Annotated in this window: 10 protein-coding genes and 1 tRNA gene; 7 read left to right on the top strand and 4 right to left on the bottom strand. The window is 62.2% G+C overall.

Annotation, left to right across the window (positions count from 1 at the left end; genetic code table 11):
- Positions 1–2 precede the first annotated feature (2 nt).
- Both E8L03_RS19265 and E8L03_RS19260 read left to right on the top strand, forming a co-directional pair.
- Positions 3–1,703 carry a hypothetical protein gene (locus E8L03_RS19265; protein WP_171268235.1) on the top strand — a complete coding sequence of 567 codons (1,701 nt, stop codon included), beginning with the start codon at positions 3–5 and terminating at the stop codon, positions 1,701–1,703.
- A gap of 113 nt (positions 1,704–1,816) precedes the next feature.
- Complete coding sequence (locus E8L03_RS19260; RefSeq protein ID WP_171267324.1) at positions 1,817–2,860, top strand: IS481 family transposase; 1,044 nt, start codon at positions 1,817–1,819, stop codon at positions 2,858–2,860.
- Between the two features lie 76 nt (positions 2,861–2,936).
- Here the strand turns inward: E8L03_RS19260 and E8L03_RS19255 are convergent, their stop codons facing one another.
- The gene (locus E8L03_RS19255; protein ID WP_171268234.1) at positions 2,937–3,629 is read right to left on the bottom strand and encodes an HNH endonuclease; all 693 of its coding nucleotides are present in this window, start codon (positions 3,627–3,629) and stop codon (positions 2,937–2,939) included.
- A gap of 230 nt (positions 3,630–3,859) precedes the next feature.
- On the opposite strand from E8L03_RS19255, the gene E8L03_RS19250 reads away from it, so the two are divergent.
- The 3 genes from E8L03_RS19250 to E8L03_RS19240 all read left to right on the top strand — a co-directional run bounded on the left by E8L03_RS19250 (position 3,860) and on the right by E8L03_RS19240 (position 7,125).
- Entirely contained in the window at positions 3,860–4,288 is a 429-nt protein-coding gene (locus E8L03_RS19250) for a MarR family winged helix-turn-helix transcriptional regulator (protein ID WP_171268233.1), read from the top strand.
- Complete coding sequence (locus E8L03_RS19245; protein ID WP_216367919.1) at positions 4,285–5,628, top strand: MFS transporter; 1,344 nt, start codon at positions 4,285–4,287, stop codon at positions 5,626–5,628. The genes E8L03_RS19250 and E8L03_RS19245 overlap by 4 nt, the downstream gene beginning before the upstream one ends.
- 423 nt (positions 5,629–6,051) lie before the next feature.
- Positions 6,052–7,125: a linear amide C-N hydrolase gene (locus tag E8L03_RS19240; protein WP_171268232.1), complete on the top strand. Its 1,074-nt coding sequence runs from the start codon at positions 6,052–6,054 to the stop codon at positions 7,123–7,125.
- A 135-nt stretch (positions 7,126–7,260) separates the two neighbouring features.
- Here E8L03_RS19240 and E8L03_RS19235 read toward each other — a convergent pair whose 3' ends face one another.
- The 3 genes from E8L03_RS19235 to E8L03_RS19225 form a co-directional block, all read right to left on the bottom strand.
- Positions 7,261–11,214 (bottom strand): autotransporter domain-containing protein, encoded by a 3,954-nt coding sequence (locus E8L03_RS19235; RefSeq protein WP_171268231.1) that lies wholly within the window; start codon positions 11,212–11,214, stop codon positions 7,261–7,263.
- 569 nt (positions 11,215–11,783) lie between these two features.
- Positions 11,784–11,876, bottom strand: a tRNA-Ser gene (locus tag E8L03_RS19230).
- Positions 11,877–12,130: 254 nt separating this feature from the next.
- A complete protein-coding gene (locus E8L03_RS19225) occupies positions 12,131–13,687 on the bottom strand; it encodes a cobyric acid synthase (protein WP_235896745.1) in 1,557 nt (518 codons plus the stop codon).
- Between the two features lie 159 nt (positions 13,688–13,846).
- On the opposite strand from E8L03_RS19225, the gene E8L03_RS19220 reads away from it, so the two are divergent.
- The gene (locus E8L03_RS19220) at positions 13,847–14,524 is read left to right on the top strand and encodes a PilZ domain-containing protein (protein WP_171268230.1); all 678 of its coding nucleotides are present in this window, start codon (positions 13,847–13,849) and stop codon (positions 14,522–14,524) included.
- A 390-nt stretch (positions 14,525–14,914) separates the two neighbouring features.
- Complete coding sequence (locus E8L03_RS19215; protein ID WP_171268229.1) at positions 14,915–17,149, top strand: AsmA family protein; 2,235 nt, start codon at positions 14,915–14,917, stop codon at positions 17,147–17,149.
- The last annotated feature ends 67 nt before the right edge of the window (positions 17,150–17,216 follow it).

Here is a 17,216-nt window from a genome sequence, read left to right as displayed (position 1 = left end):
CCGTGTCCGCCGCACCGGAGCTCGTCACGGCCACCCTGGCCCGGCTGCCGGGCCTGACCGCAGCCCTTACGCAGTGCGGCGACACGACCCTGGCGGAGTACTCCCGCGATTTCTTTCCGAAACCAACGGCCTCGGCCATCGAGCCCCTGGATGATTTTCTCGATGCGGCAGAGCGCATCGCCGCGCCGCTTCTGGGTCAGGACGTCGCATGCGCCCTGCGCGAGCAGCTGGAGCGTTCCCCCAGCGCGCTGACCGCCAACCACCACGGCCTGGACACTCTGCACCAGTCCGTGCACTCCACCATCGCCTTTGCCCTGCCCGCGCTGCTGGGCCGCAGCGACGGCCCGCGCGTGCTGCCTGTGCTGGCGTGCTCCGGCGTGCCCCAGGGCAGCGTCACCTTTCCGCGCGGCATGGTGCTGGCCAAAAAGCCTGACCTTTTGGACGACGCCAACCCGGCCAAGGTGCGCATCCCCTTTTTCCCGCACGCACTGCGCACCTGCGCGGCAGGCGCAGCCCCGGCACTGAACAAGGAACGCTTCAACACTGCGTTGAAGTACTGTGAAAGGCTGATGCGTGAAAGCGTGCTCACCCATTCACAATATGGATTTTTGCGGGATTTCATCACCCAGGAGTGCCTGCGCAAGGACGTCCTGGCCCAGCCCACGTTCTCGGACCAGGCTGTGCTGCTCAACGCCCGGCTTTGGCCGCGGCTCTTTGCGCCGGAAATCCGTGGGCAGGCCCCGGCCCTGGCCTACCTGGACATGGAGCGCGTGGTCGCCGCGGTGCTGGGGCGGGACCTGCGGCGGGATTCCCTGGTGGCGGCGCTGCTCTTCGACCCTGGCGTGCGTGAATCATTGCTGCACGCCCTGGACGGCGCTATCGGCTGCTGGAACTGCGAGCGGCTGGAACGGCTATGCACCCTGCCCGAGGGACGGACTATCCAACACGGCGACCTGCGCGGGACCGGCACCATGTTTTTCTGGGCCGTGGATGCAGGCGGCCGGCACCTGCCCATGCGCATCGAAGACGGCTCTGCGAAACCCGGTGCGCCGGTCCTGGCCGCGCGAACCATGGACGGCGGCCGCATCGAGGTGGCGCTGACGCCGGAGCCCATTCTGCACGCCCTGGCCGAGGGGCGCATCAGCCCCAGCCTGTTCACCAGCTACACCACCCTGGCCATGGCCCGCGGGGTGCGCTGCTGGGGCGGCGTGTACCAGGCCGCCTACCTGCGCGAGATGCAGCGCGGCGTGGCTCAGGCGCTTCGAATGTCAGGAAGTGACGATGCCGCCTCGCGCGTCTCCGAGGCACCGTGCGGCTGTTTTCTGGCCGGGCTGATCACGGTGTTCAGCGAGTTTCCGGATAAGGAACCACGTGGCGAGCTACGCGAGGTGCCAAGCACTGAGCCAGGCAATGAACCACGCGACGATAAACCAGGCGACGGGCCTCGCAATGAAAAACCTCGTGATGAGCCGCGCGCCGGGTATATCGCCCCGGCCTGCGCCCCGGACATTGCCGCTGCCGGCGGCCTCACTGCCGCGCAGATCGAGCAGATGTCCCACCTGACCATGGCCCAGGCCTGCACCGCCGGCCTGCTCCAGACCTACGAAGAGATCACTTCTGCGTCCGAGCGGAAGGCGGGGTGGTATGGCGAGATGTGTGGATATGCTCTTGAAATCTTGGATGATCCTTTGAAGACTATTTGAACTGAGATGGATATAACCTGACACCTGGGCCACCAAAAGGTTGTGGTCATGCCGTCCCTGGCTGGGTATCGATGGAGTTGCGAAGCTTCACGAACCCTTTCGAGGAGAACGCCATGACCACGAAACGCAAAGTAGCACGAAGGAAGATGAGTCTGCTAGAGCTGGCCACTGAATTGGGCAACGTCAGCAAAGCGTGCAAAATCATGGGCTATTCCAGGCAGCAGTTCTACGAGATCCGGCGCAACTACCAGACCTTCGGCGCCGAAGGTCTATTGGACCGCCTGCCCGGGCCGCGAGGCCCGCACCCCAACCGCGTCGACGAGGCTGTCGAGCAGGCCATTCTCGACTACTGCTTGGCTCACCCCACGCACGGACCGCTCCGCGTCGCCCAACAGCTTGTCCTGCAAGGCGTCCAGGTCAGCTCCGGCGGTGTCCGCGGCGTCTGGAGCCGGCACGGCTTGCTCACACGCCACGAGCGGTTGCTGCGGCTGGAGAAGAGCGTGCGAGAGCAGCGTTTGGAGCTCTCGGACGAACAAATCCGCGTCCTGGAGCGCTTCAGTCCCGAGTTTCGCGACCGGCACATCGAGACGCGTCACACCGGCGATCTTGTGGCCGTGGACACCTTCTTCGTGGGCACGCTCAAGGGCGTTGGACGCGTGTATTTGCAGTCGGTTATCGACTGCCACAGCCGCTATGCCTGGGGCCGACTCTACACCACCAAGTTGCCGGTTACCGCGGTTCACGTGCTCAATGAGGACGTGCTGCCGTTCTTCGAGGAGCACATCGCGCGCATTTCGACGATTCTCTCGGACAACGGTCGCGAGTTCTGCGGTCGCCCGGACAAGCATCCGTACGAATTGTTCTTGCAATTAGAAGGGATTGAGCACCGGACAACGCAGGTTCGCCGGCCGCAGAGCAACGGCTTTGTGGAGCGGTTGCATCGGACATTGCTCGACGAGCATTTCCGCATCAAGGGCCGCGAGAAGTGGTACGAATCGGTGGAGGAAATGCAAGAGGATCTGGACAGTTACCTGAACCACTACAACCGGGAACGCACCCATCAGGGCCGCGGCATGGACGGCCGAGTGCCCTACCAGGCGTTCCTGGATGGCATCGTAACCGACGAGGCAGAGGTAGAAAAAGAAGAAGCAGCGTAGCCATCACCCCGCCAGGGGCGGAGTGTCAGGTGAATACTATCTCTGTACAGACTATTTCTAAGTAATGCGACTAAGTCTATTGGATTTTATCTCGTTTTTGCAGATTATGCCTTGCACAAAGCAATTGAATATTTTCCGCTTTTAACGATGTTCCACCTTTCGAGAATGGGACAATATGATCGAAATGTAGTTCATCTGTTGCACCACATACTGCACATTTTCCTCCATCCCTTTTCCACACTTCTAGTTTCACTTGTGTTGGGATGATTCGACTCCTCTCAACTTGAACAAGCTCTGTATTATTCTCGTGACTATGTGTTCCTTCTTCCATAACCCGAAGCTTAAATTTATACACATTCCGAATTTCATCGAATTCCATCCATGAGTCAACCAACTTGAATAATCCGTTATCTGACCAAATACCTTGTTTTATTTTTTCATAGACTTGGACAATTCTTGGCGTCTGTTCATTCTTTTTATATTCTTGAGCCGCTAAATGAAACTTCCCGTTTTCTGTGAGTCTTCCAGAACTTACCTCTCCTTCTTGATCTATTACTTTAGGATCAATTCCTTTACCCTTTGGGACATCATGACCTTCATAAATTAATACTGCCCCATTTTCTTTAATCTCATCCCTATATGGTGAATTTTTCCTTACCGACATCAATATGACAGAATATTGATTGTTTGCATTAAAATTCATTCCACGTTGCAGGCTCACACCTTCACGCTTGCACATATCCAGATACGAAATAATATTACCCCTCATTGTCCCGTCCTATACATCAGATATTACAAACTTATTGGCTGAAAAAGCTATAGCATGCACGCTGACACAACAAAAGATCTACGCTCAACTCGCAACTCGTTGAAATTTCTTAAAGACAATAAGGTCGTTGTAGCCATGATTTAGCTATCCCCTCCTCCCCCTCCAACAAGACAGCCAAACTTGTAAGTTTAACTTGCAAGTCTGCCTGTCTTGTTCCATAGCTTTTACCCATGACACAACAGCCACTCGACAGCTCTGTGCGTGAGTTCGGCCAGGCCATGCGGCAGCTGGTGCGACGCATTCGCGCGGCCGGCGCTTCGCACGAGCTCAGCTGGACCCAGGTCGTCGTTATCGGACGCCTGTTCAAGGAAGGGCCTGCGACCATTGCCGATCTGGCGCGCGACGAAGGCATGAAACCCCAGTCCATGCGGACCCTCATCGCAGGGCTCGAATCCATGGGGATTGTCGAGCGCTTGCCGCACCCCACCGATGGCCGGAGCGTACATATCGCCCTCACCCAGAAAGGCGTCGCCATCCGGACCAGCGCCCGGGACGCCAGACGGACATGGCTGGCGCACGCCATTGCCCAGCTCGATGCAGAGGAACAGGACACCCTGTTTGCCGCCACCGAGATCATCAAGCGCCTCAGCACATTATGACCACACACTCCCGCTGCGCCGACGATCGCACGACCTCGTTCGGCAGCTCTTTTTCGCACATGTGGCGGGCCTTGCGGCACCGCAACTTCAAGCTCTTTGTCGCCGGGCAGGGTATCTCGCTCATCGGCAACTGGATGACGCGGCTGGCCACGGCCTGGCTCGTCTACCACCTGACCCACTCCGCGGTGCTGCTCGGCATCACCGGGTTTGCCGGGCAGATCCTCACGTTTTTGCTGGCGCCGTTCGCAGGCGTCTGGATCGAGGGCCTGGACCGTCGCAAGCTGCTGATCTGCACCCAAGCCGCCGCCGCGGTGCAGTCCCTGATCCTGGCCGGGCTCACGCTGTCGGGCAGCATCACGTTCACAGAGGTCATCCTGCTCACCACGTTTCAAGGCTTGATCAACGCGTTCGACATGCCAGGACGCCAGGCCTTTCTCGTGGAGATGCTCGGGGACCGCAACGACCTGGACAACGCCATCGCCATCAACTCCTCCATGGTGAACGGCGCACGGCTGATCGGCCCGGCCATCGCCGGCGTGGTCATCGGCATTGTCGGCGAAGGCTGGTGCTTCCTGATCGACGGCGTCAGCTACTTCGCCGTAATCGCGTCCCTGCTGATGATGCGCATCACGGTCCAGAACACGCAGCGCAACAAGGCGCGCATGATCGACCAGCTGCGCGAGGGCTGGGACTACGTCCGCACATTCATCCCCATCCGCACCATCCTGCTGCTCTTCGCGCTCGTCAGCCTGGTGGGCTACCCCTACACCGTGCTGATGCCGATCTTTGCCGCCAAGGTGCTGCACGGCGGCGCCGACACCCTGGGCTGGCTGACCGGCTCCATGGGAGTCGGCGCGCTGATCTCGGCGCTATCCCTCATGTTCCGCCGATCGGTTGTCGGGCTGACACGCATGCTCCAGATCGCTTCGGCCCTGTTCGGGTGTGCGCTGATTCTCTTCGGCCTCTCCGATAAGTTGTGGCTGTCGCTGCTCCTGATGCCCCTTGTCGGGTTCGGCATGACGCAGGTCCTGGCCATCAGCAACACCATCATCCAAACGCTTGTGCCGGACGATAAACGCGCCCGCGTCATGAGCTACTACACCATGATGTTCTTCGGCATGATGCCGTTCGGCAGCCTGCTGGAGGGCGCGCTGGCCCACCGGATAGGAGCGCCTCACACCGTTATCCTCAGCGGCTCCATCTGCCTCCTCGGCACGGTCTGGTTCACGCGCCAACTGCCCAGAGTGCGCGCAGTGATGCGGCCGATCTATCAGGAGATGGGCCTGCTGCCCGCCCTCGACACGGACCTGCTGGTGGACAAGCGCGACAAGCCGATCTGACGGTATTCCCAAGATACATAAGCAAAACACTATTACAAGATATGACATAATAGGGGTTTGTGATCATCCCGCCACTGCCCCTCACAAAGCCCGGCCCCACGACCCCACTGCCGCGCCAATCGAGCAGATCTCCGGCCTGACCACGACCAGGCCAACACCGCCGGCCCGCCCGAACCGACACGGCGATGACCCCTGTGTTCAAGCGCACAAAGGGGTGGTCTGGGAAGATGATGGGGTATATGGTGTCGCTCTGTTCCGGCCTCTTATTTCTTGAGAGGCTGCTTCATACCTACGTTCAGACGCAACGGGTTTGCGCCGCGACATCGCCTGTGGCGTGCAGCTCATTGTAACGCTCGAATGCGCCAGGCCCGGGAGTCCGTTGCCCTGGCGCTGTGCGCATTCCTCAAACAAGGAGACATTTTCGTGTTACGCATTCTCATTCCCATGTTGGTCCTGCTCCTGATTGCCGCGCCGGCCATAGCCTGCACGGATTTTGTGCTGCAGGCCAAAGACGGCGCCATCATCAACGGCCGCTCCATGGACTTTGCCGTCAACGACCAGGCCCAGGTAACCGTGTATCCCCAGGGCAAGGAGTGGACCTCCGAGGCGCCCGGAAAGGCGAAGAGGTTCCAGTGGACGCAACGCTACGGTTTTCTGGGATTCTCCGTCCTCGGGCAAAGTGTTTCCACTGACGGCATGAACGAAAAAGGCCTTTCGGCCAAGGTTCTCTGGCTCCCGTCCGTGGGGTATCAAACTGTGCCCAAAGGCCAGGAGGAACGCGCCCTGGACATCGGCCTGGTGCCGGATTGGATTCTCGGCAGCTTCAGCACCGTGGCCGAGGTCAAGAAAGCCCTGCCCGAGGTGATAGTCTGGGGAAAAAGCCTGCCCGGTCTGGACAGCGTGCCGGTGCTGCATCTTGCCGTGCACGACGCTGACGGAAACAGCATGGTGGCGGAATGGATCGACGGCAAGCTGAACATCTACGACAACCCGCTGGGCGTTATGACCAACGAGCCGCCGCTGCCCATGCAGTGGGCCAACCTCCGCAACTACGTGAACCTTTCGCCGTGGATGCAGAAGGACCTGCAGCTGGACGGCGTGGCGATTGCCGGCACGGGCAACGGCTCCGGCCTGCTCGGCCTGCCGGGCGACTGCACCCCGCCCTCCCGTTTCGTGCGCACCGCCGTGCTCAAGAAGTTCGCTTACCAGCCGGAAAAGGCCGAGGACGCCGTGATCTTCGCCCGGCACCTGCTGAATCAGGTGGACGTGATGCCGGGGGTCAGCCGCGAGAAAAGCCAGCAAGGTGAGATGGCCGACTACACGCAGTGGATCGCCATCGAGGACCTGACCAACCGCGTGCTCTACTTTGCCGATTACAACGACCAGACTCTGCGGTCCATCGACCTCAAGGCGCTGGACTTCACCCGCTCGGATTACGCGCCCATTCCCGTGGCCAAAACCACTGGCAACGCCATCCTGGACGTGACGCCGCGCTAGACACACGCGACTCTGAGCTCGCGGCCTCGGCCGCCTGCGCAATACGCTCCAAAAACAAAGGGGATGGCCAATCGACCATCCCCTTTCTCTTTGGTTGTGTAGAGCAGTGCGCGCTGTTGCGCTGTCCGCCCTGCCCTAGAATGCGTACTGCAGGCGCAGGCTGCCGGACAGGGAGTCGTGGTCCGGCCGGAAAAGCTCCACGCTGGTCCGCGCCACGATGCTGAACCGGTCGGTCACGGCCCATGTGAGCCCCGCGTCCAGCAGGCCGGAATGGTAGCGCTGGTCGGCCAGCTGCGCCGAGTACCTGCCCCCGGCGTAGCCGATGAAGGACGAGGTGATGCTGCGGCCGCCGTCCAGCCACTCGGCGTTCCAGACCATGCGCAGCTCCGGCGTGATATCGCCGTACTCGCTCTCGAAGGTCCGGGTGATGCGCGCGCCCAGCTCCGTATTCAAAGACTGCGAGTTCCGCGCGCGGATGTGCTGGCCCAGCAGGCCGGCGTCCTTTTCCTCGAAGCTGTCCTCGTGCAGGTTGCTCCAGGCCAGGGAGCCGACCGGGCCGAAGGTGAAGCCGCCGGCGTGGAAGTCGTAGCCGCCGCCGAGGGCGAAAGTCAGGTTGGTGCCATTCCATCGGGCGTCGGCCGAGCGCGGCATGCCCGGCAGCACCAGATCCTTGTTGGAGCGAAAGCTGTCAAAGCCCAGGCGGGCCATGGCATCCATATAGAAATCGTCTGTCTGATAGCCAATCAAAGCTGCCACGGACCACTCCACCACGCTGCCATCGCCGTCGCCCGGGCCGTCCTCCTGCAGGCTCTGGGAGAAGAAGCCCGGCGCGATGCCCAGGGTCCAGTTCTCGGTCGGGTGGTAGAGGAACCCGGCGGCAAGGCCCCAGGTCATGGCGTCGTAGCCTACGCGGTCGCTGCTGGAACCCTGGTTGGCGTGCATGCCGAATGGCTCCAGGAACACGGTGAGCTCGGGCGTGGTCGCGCCCGCCTCGTCCGCGGCCAGCCCCGTGCTTTGTGGGGCATCGCTGGTGCCGCCGCCCTGGTTCAGGTCGCCGATGTAGGTGCGGCCCGGGGCCACGCCGCCGCTGCGCAGGCCGGCGCGCTGGGCCGCGGTCAGGGCCCGGCCGCCTTCCAGGGCGCTCTGGCTGAAGGCGCCGTAGGACTCGGCCGAGAGCGACTCCATGGCGTAGCTGATTTCGGCTCCGGAGGAGAAGTCCAGCCCGGCCAGCATCTCGGCCATCTCGCCCGTGGCATCGCCCGCTGCCGAGGTCAGCAACTGGGCCAGCCCCATGGTGCGTTCGCCCAGGGCAAAGGCCGTGTACGGCGTCGAGCGATAGGTGCTCACGCTGAGGACGCCACCGGCTTGCGTGCTCTGGAAGGTGAGTGTCGGCGAGCTGGAAAGTATGGAGGTGGAACGGAACCCGCCGTTGATACCGCCGTCCGCGGTAAGCACGGTCCAGCTCGTGCCGCCGCGGAACAGCGCACCAGCTTCGGGCACAAGAATAAGGGCGCCGTCGAGGTTCGCCGCGCCGGTCACGACGAGCTGGTCCTGGGTGTATGTGCCCAGCTCCATGAACAGCGCGCCGCCGGCGGTCTGGGTGTAGTCGCCATTGATGGTCAGGGTGCCGATAGAGCCGCCAGGGCTCACCGTGCCCGAGTTCACTACGTTGCCGGCCACGGTGCCGTAGCCACCCAGGGTGCCGCCGGCATGGACCGAGACCGGGCTGTTGATAACCGCGCCGGCTCCCACCTGCAGCGCCGCGTTGGACAGGATGTCCACGGCGTCGAAGTGTGTGGTTCCCGTGCCCTCGCCCCACTCCCAGCGCGTGGGAGCGGAGCCGTCGCCCACCACCAGATCTTCGATGTTCATGAACTGGTCCGTGGCGGTTCCGGAGCCAAGCAGGGTCAGGATGTCCGCGCCGCCGCCCAGGTCCACCATGCCGGTGATGGATGCGCCTGTGGCCAGGGTCAGGAGGTCGTCCGCGCCCCCGGTCTTCACGGCCCAGGCGTTGCCGCCTCCCGAGGTGTCCTCGGCGTACAGTGTGCCGGCCACATAGAGGTTCGTCGCACCGTCTGCTTCTATGGCCGATGCGTAGCTACCGCCAACTGCCGAGACCATGCCTGTGATCTTCGCGGGCGTGGCTGAATCGCCGCCGTTGAGGAGACCAAAGGATTTGATGCCAAAGGCCCTGTAATCTTCGCTCCTGGCGCTGACAGTGCCGGAGAGTGTGCCGATGTCGATGGAGCCTGAATCCGAATACAGCCCATAGGCATCGCTGTAGTTGCCTGAGCCCGTGGCGCTGACCGCGCCGGACAGTGTGCCGATGTCGATGGCACCGGAATCCGAATACAGCCCATAGGCATCGCTGTGGTCGCCTGAGCCCGTGGCGCTCACAGCCCCGGACAGCGTGGTTATGTCGATGTCGCCGTGCCTCGAATACAGCCCATAGGCGTACCAGTCGGTACTCGTAGCGCTGACTGATCCGGACAGCGTACCAATACTCAGGTCATTGCCTGTTTCCAGCCCATAGGCATACCAGTGGGTACTTGTGGCGCTCACCGTGCCGGACAGGGTACCAATACTCAGGTCACTGCCTGCTTCCAGTCCATAGGCGTCGGAGTCTGTACTCATAGCGCTGACCGTGCCGGACAGGGTATCTATGTTGATGTCACCTCCACCCGAATACAGCCCATAGGCGTTGTATCTGCCCGTGGCGCTGACTGATCCGGACAGCGTGCCGATGTCGATGCCGCCGTGCCTCGAATACAGCCCAAGAGCGTGGTATCCGCCCGTGGCGCTGACCGTGGCGCTGACCGTGCCGGACAGCGTATCTATGTTGATGTCACCTCCATCCGAATTCAGCCCAAAGGCGTTGCCGTTTGTACTCGTGGCGCTGACTGATCCGGACAGCGTGCCGATGTCGATGCCGCCGTGCCTCGAATACAGCCCATAGGCGGTGTCTCTGCCCATGGCGCTCACCGTGCCGGACAGGGTACCAATACTCAGGTCATCGCCTGCATCCAGCCCATAAGCTCGGCGGCTATCGCTCGAGGCGCTTACCGAACCGGACAGCGTGTCGATATCGATGGCGCTGGAATCCGAATACAGCCCATAAGCGTACCCGCTGGAACTCGCGGCGCTCACAGCCCCGGACAGCGTGTCGATATCGATGGCGCTGGAATCCGAATACAGCCCATAAGCGTACCCGCTGGAACTCGCGGCGCTCACAGCCCCGGACAGCGTGTCGATATCGATGTTGCCTGAATTCGAATACAGACCATGGGCTGAGCTTATGCTCGTGGCGCTCACAGCCCCGGACAGCGTGTCGATATCGATGTTGCCTGAATTCGAATACAGACCATAGGCGTAGCCGATGCCACCGGTACCCGTGGCGCTTACCGAGCCGGACAGCGTGCCGATGTCGATATCGCCAGAGCTCAAATGCAGACCAAAGACGTTGTAGCCTGCACTCGTGGCGTTCACGGCACCCGCGAGCGTGTCGATGTTAATGTCGCCTGAAGACGAAGACAGTCCAGAGGCTTGGCTTAAGCCGCCTGTGCTCGTGGCGCTCACAGCCCCGGACAGCGTGCTGATGTCGATGTCGCCGGAACCCGTATACAGCCCAGAGGCGTAGGAGTCTGTACTCGTGGCGTTCACGGCACCCGCGAGCGTGCCTATTTCGATGCTGGTACTGACAGACATGCCGTACGCGTTCGATGCCGCCGCCTGCGCGTTGATCGTGGTATTCTCGCCCAGGCTGTCGACCGTGTACCCGCCCGACGGGGTGTATATCCCGATTGCCGATGTACCACCTGTAGTCGACGCGCCAATCGTGAGCGGGGACGCTCCGCCGATATCCAGAACAGTGTTTGATACGACCTCAATGCCGTGTCCATTCGTCGCATCCACCAACTGGACTGAGTACCCGGAATTGTTGAGCAACGACACATTCTTATTGACCAGGAGGGAGGACGACACGGTGATGGTGGAATCGTAGCCAATGGCGAATGAAATGGTATCGCCCGAGCTCGCGTCCACCAGGGCTTGGCGAAAAGAGCCGGCGCCTGTATCGAACGGATTGGTCACGGTTATGGTCGCTGCAAGTGCCGAAGCAGAGCAGAGGTTCAACAACACGAGCGTCATACACATGCGACAAAGAAAACTTGTTCCGAGGCGCAATGCCTGTACAACCGGCGCACAACCCATGCACATTCCTCCTCAAAGGACGCATCCAAGAAACACTATATCGCAGAGAGGTTTTGAAACCGCCTGCCATGCAGACGCTCCGCGCAATCTCTTGTGTGAAACAACTATCCGACGAACGCTGATCCAGACGAACACGGGGTTCGCACGTATGGCCGTTGTGTGCGAATATGCCCTGTGGCAGACACCTGCCGGCTACGAACGGGAAAAATACTTAGCACATATATATTCACATGTCATTTTGAACGATACTGAATCCTCTATTCTCTGCCACTGTCCCCAGACCTGTTGCACATATTTGGTTGTATCGGCGCATATGACACACCACCCCATCACCCGAAACGGGACGAATAGGATCACGCAATGGCGCACGAAAGCAGTCGCCTGTTTTATCGGAAATCCAAAAACAAAGACGCGGACTATGCATTTTTGCATAGCCCGCGTTTTTTTGCTGGCGGAGAGGGAGGGATTTGAACCCTCGATACGGGGTTATCCGTATACTCGCTTAGCAGGCGAGCTCCTTCGGCCGACTCGGACACCTCTCCTTTTATGACCCACACGCCGGAACAGCTCGTTCCCGACGAATGGAGACAGATTCTATAGTGTCCACACCGTGGTTGTGTCAAGAAACAGCGTCCAATTTATCCGCATTTTATCCGGCAATGCGCGAGAATTCGAGGGCTCTGCCCTCGAGCACCCGCCAGGGACCAATGGTCCCTGGACCCAGCTCTGGGGTCCAGGGGAACAGTGTTCCCCTGGCAGGGAGACGGGGGGACAGAGTCCCCCAGCAACAACATGCTCAGCGCAGGCCGATGCGGTGGTACAGGGAGCGCCAGTCCACGTGCTGGCGGACAAGGTCGGCGAGGCGGTCCAGAGCCGGCTCGATGTCGTAAGGGGCTACAATTGTACGGATAGGCGCGAGGTTCTTACGCGTGCGAAGGGTATCGAGCCAGCGTCGGCGGAAGGCGTCGGCATCGAACACGCCGTGCAGGTAGGTGCCCCAGACGCGACCGCCGCGGGAGGCGTAGCCCAGGACGGCGCCGTCCTCGGTGCGGAAGGCGGTGTGCGCGGGGCCGGAGCTCTCGTGATCCGTCGAGGCCGAGTCATTTTCCAGCGCGGTGGCCCCGTGGTGGATCTCGTAGCCGGTCACGGGTTCTTCCGTGTCCAGGTGAACAGCGCTTTGCCGCACCAGGGTCTTGTCCCGGCCCATGGTTGTATGGACGGGCAGCAGCCCCAGCCCGCGGGCGCTGAGGCGGTCGGACTCCAGGCCGTGCGGATCGGCGATGGTTGCGCCGAGCATCTGGAAGCCGCCGCAGATGCCGACGATCTCCACGCCGCGTGCGGCGGCGGCCGTGACAGCCCCTGCCATGCCGGTGGCCTGGAGCCAGTCCAGATCGGCCAGGGTGTTTTTGGAGCCGGGCAGCAGGATGACGTCGGCGTCGGCCAGCTCGTCCGGCGTGCGGGCGCGGTAGATGGAGACGTCGGGCTCGCCGGCCAGGGCGTCGCCGTCGGTAAAGTTGGAGATATGGGGCAGGTCGGCCACGGCAATGGCGATGTCCGCGCATTTCCTGTCCGCAAATCGGGCGCAGGCCGGAGCCAGCCCGCTCTTGAAGCTCACGGAGTCCTCCTCGGGCAGGCCGAGGGCATCACTATGGGGGACAACGCCCAGCACGGTGCGGCCGGTGCGCTGCTGCATGAACTCGTACGCCGGGGTCAGCAGGGAGGCGTCGCCGCGGAACTTGTTGAGCACGTAGCCGGCCACCAGCTCGCGCTCCTCCGGCTCCAGCAGCTCCATGGTGCCCACCAGGGAGGCGAACACCCCGCCGCGGTCGATGTCCCCCACCAGAACCACAGCCGCGCCGGCGTACTGGGCCATGGCCATGTTCACGATGTCGTGGGCCTTGAGGTTGATCTCGGCCGGGCTGCCGGCCCCTTCCAGCACGATGACGTCGCTCTCCGCGGCCAGGGAGTCATAGGCCCGCTGCGCGGCCTGAAACGCCGTGGGTTTGTAGCGCACATATTCGCCCACGCGCATGGTGCCCACGGGTTTGCCCATCACGATCACCTGCGAGCCCACGTCGGACGAGGGCTTGAGCAGGACGGGATTCATGCGCACGTCCGGTTCCAGCCCGGCGGCCTGGGCCTGGGTCACCTGGGCGCGGCCCATCTCCAGACCATCGGCCGTCACAAAGGAGTTGAGCGACATGTTCTGCGCCTTGAACGGCGCTACGCGAAAGCCGTCCTGCCGGAGCATGCGGCAGAACGCCGCGGCCAGCACGGACTTGCCGGCGTTGGAGCAGGTTCCCTGAAACATGAGGGCCGGAGTTCCGCCCTGGTTCGTACGATTCTGATCCATGGCTGGACGTTGTACCGGCTTTGGGACTGATGAGCCAGCGCCGTCTGGGGATGCAAGGCGTTCACTCTTTGTACGCGCTTGGTTGACGCAAGGGCCGGCCGGGCGTAGATAAAAGAGAGAGGTTCATAAATCACAAGATGTTAGCCACAATAAACGCACGTGAATAACGTCATCCGCCTGCTCATCGTCGCCATGGACGAGGACGCCATGGCCGAGTACGCCCGCCTGGTCCGCAGCCTGGGTGCCGACTGCTTTGTGGCCCACGCCCAGGCGGACATCCTCAGCGTCCTGCGCGGCGCCCCCATCCAGGGCGTGGTGCTGGACCTGCCCTCCGTGGTGCGCATCAAGGGGGCGGACAAGCAGCGGGTCTTCGAGCTGCTCGGCATATACCCCATCATCCGCATGCGCTACAGCCGCAAAGACGGCGCGGTCCTTGTTCCGGGGCCGGAGCCCGACCCGGTCGCCGCGCTCCGGGCGTTCCTGAATGGACCATGCCGCTCGTTCACGCCGCGGCCCATCCGCCGGATGGAGCGCATCGCGCTCAACTACAACGTTATCCTGACCAGCAATCAGGCGCCGCAAGGGGAACGCGCCGTGTTGGCCAACTACACCCCCTACGGCTGTTTCGTGGTCACAGCCACGGCCCTCGCGCCTGGTGCGCGGGTCAGCGTGATCTTTCCGGACGCCTGCGGCTGCGGCAGCCATCTGCGCGTGGCCGCGCGGGTGGTCCACCACATCCCCTGGGGCCACGGACGGACCCTGCCCGGCGTGGGCCTAGCCTTCGAGGCTGAGGAAGACGACGTCCGCGAGATCCTGCAACAGCTGTGCAGGGCGTAATCCCTGGCGCTGTTTTTTTGAGGGCTCTGCCCTCACGCTCCCTGGACCCTTATCTGGGTCCACAGGACCCCAGGCTGGGGGTCCACAGTTCTCCAGGATAGGAGAATTGGGCCGGTGAGCGCAGCAAACCGATCGCGGAGCGGCGGGCCCCAGGACGGGGCGAGTCAGGGGGATTAAATTTCCCGGCCAGAGGGTCCCGGGGGACAGTGCCCCCCGGTGCCCGGCAGCCGGAGGCAGAGGCTGGCGACGGAAAATGATGCGTGAGGCTGTGTTGCCACGTTCCCTTGCGCAAGGCCGCATATCTGCGTTATCTTCGTGGAGTATGGATTTTTCTCTGAATGCAACTGTTCACAGACCGAAACAACAACGCCGTTTTGATCGGAGACAATCATGCCATTGTCCAAAGCAACACGCACCGGCCTGTTCATCGTAGGGGGGCTCGTTGTCCTCGTGGTGGTGGGCCTGCTTATCGCCATACTCACCGTTGACCCGGCCAAGCTGGCCTCGTCCCTCAGCAAGCGCGTGCTCGAAGACACCGGACGCGAGCTGCATATCGACGGCGATGCCTCGGTCTCGTTCTTCCCCTGGCTGGGCGTAACCATGGAGAATGTCCGGCTGACCAACCCGGACAGCTTCGGCAGCGGCAACTTCTTCACGGTCAAGCGCATGGAGTTCCGCGCCAGGCTGCTGCCGCTTCTGAAGAACAGGTTCATTGTGGACGCGGTGGTGCTGGATGGCCTGACCCTGAACCTGGTGCAGGGCGAGCAAGGCGAGCGCAACTGGGATTTTCTGCAGGGCGTGCCCCAGACCGAAGGCCAGGCCGGAGCGCAGGAAGCACCTGAGTCTGCTGATGCGCAGGAAGAAGGCAAACCCCTGTTTCTGGACGTCGCCTCTGTGGACGTCACGGACGCGTCCATCAACTACGTAAACCTGGCCACCAACAGCTCCGTGGCCACCAGCGGCGTGAAGCTTTCCCTGTCCGAGATCCGCCAGCAGGACCACGCCCTGGGCACGGACTTCTCCCTGAGCGGCAAGGTCACGACCACGGCTCCGGACATGTCGGGCACGTATGATGTATCGAGCAAGGTCGTCATGGACCACGGCAGCGGCCGGGTCTTTCTCAAAGGCTTCGAGTTCGAGTTCACGGGCGAGGGCAACGCCCTGCCCGGCGGCAAGGCCGACCTGAAAGTGGCCGCCGACATCAACCTGGACACCTCGACCCGTGGTGTGGTGTTCGACAACGCCGTGTTCAGTGCATACGGCGCTTCAGTCAACGGCAACTTCCGCTTCATGCCTCCGGGCAAGGAAGGCGGTATCGCCGGCGATCTGGCCCTTTCGCAGTGCAACCCCCGCAAGGTGCTTGCCGCGCTGGGCATCAGCGTGCCGGCAATGAAGGACTCCGGCGCCTTCACCAAGCTCTCGGCGCGCTGGCGCCTTGAGAGCTCCTTTAACGGTCTGAACATCCCGGCCATGGAGATCCACCTGGACGACTCGCAGATCACGGGCTCGCTCTCGGCAAAGGCGCAGAAGGACTCGGCTCCGCCGTCCCTCTCTGGCCGGCTGCAGATAGACTCACTCGATGTCGACCGTTACACACCCGCGCCATCCGGAAAGGCCGCGCCCGCAACCGCCAAGAAAAGCAGCGGCGGCGCAGCAACACCGGCCGATGCCAAGACCATGCCCAACGTGGATCTCCTGCTCTCCATGGGCAAGCTCAAGGCCGGCGGCGCAACGCTCTCCAACCTCACGCTTACCGTGAAGGGTTCCCGCGGCAAGTACCGCGTCAATCCCATCCGCGCCGACCTGTACAGCGGCAGTCTGGACGCCGACGCCTCCTTCGACCTCACCGGGCAGGCTCCGCGCACCAAGCTGACCGCGTCCCTTGCCGGGATCAACCTGGGCGCACTGCTCACGGACGTCAGCGGCAAGGCCGCCATCCGCGGCTCCGCCAAGACGGCCTTCACCATCTCGGCCGCAGGCGCGGAGGGCCCGCAAATTCTCAACACCCTCAATGGCAGCGGCAACTTCCTGGTCACCAACGGTGACTTCCCCCTGGCCTCGGATCTGCCCAAGAAGCTGGAGATCGAGCAGACCGGCGCCCTCAATCAGGTGAAAAGCGCCACCAGCCAGACCAGCTTCACCGAGCTCAAGGGCTCCTTTGCCATCAAGGACGGCGTGGTCTCCAACAACGACCTTTTCCTGGCCATGCGCATGGCCGAGGTGAAGGGCCGGGGCGATGTGAACCTCCCGGCGCAGCAGATCGACTACCTGGCGACCATGGATCTGCTCTCGGCCTCTGTGCTGCCCATCCGCATCCGCGGCCCGCTCAAGGACCCCTCCATCTTTGTCGATCCCATCGAGCTGGTGCGGCTCTCGGCCCAGGGCGTACAAACGCTCATCACTGCGCCCATGGACGCCGTGCAGGCCCTGACCAACGGCTCCATCCCCGGCAGCGAGACCCTGGGCGGCGTGGGCGAGACCGGCAAGAAGGTGCTGGAAGGCATCCTGGGTGGCGGAAGCAGCACGGACAGCGGCTCAGACAGCGGCTCCAAAAGCGAGGGACAATCCATCGAGCAGGGCATCGGCAATGCCCTGGATTCCATTTTCGGCGGGTCCAAGAAGTAGCCCCGGAGGAACAACCGCCATCACCGACGGCAACGCTTTTTCGAACCAACCCTACCTGCAAGGAGAA

It is taken from the genome of Oceanidesulfovibrio marinus (genome assembly GCF_013085545.1).
Lineage (GTDB): Bacteria > Desulfobacterota > Desulfovibrionia > Desulfovibrionales > Desulfovibrionaceae > Oceanidesulfovibrio > Oceanidesulfovibrio marinus.
This window is presented reverse-complemented; position numbering and strand designations above follow the sequence as displayed.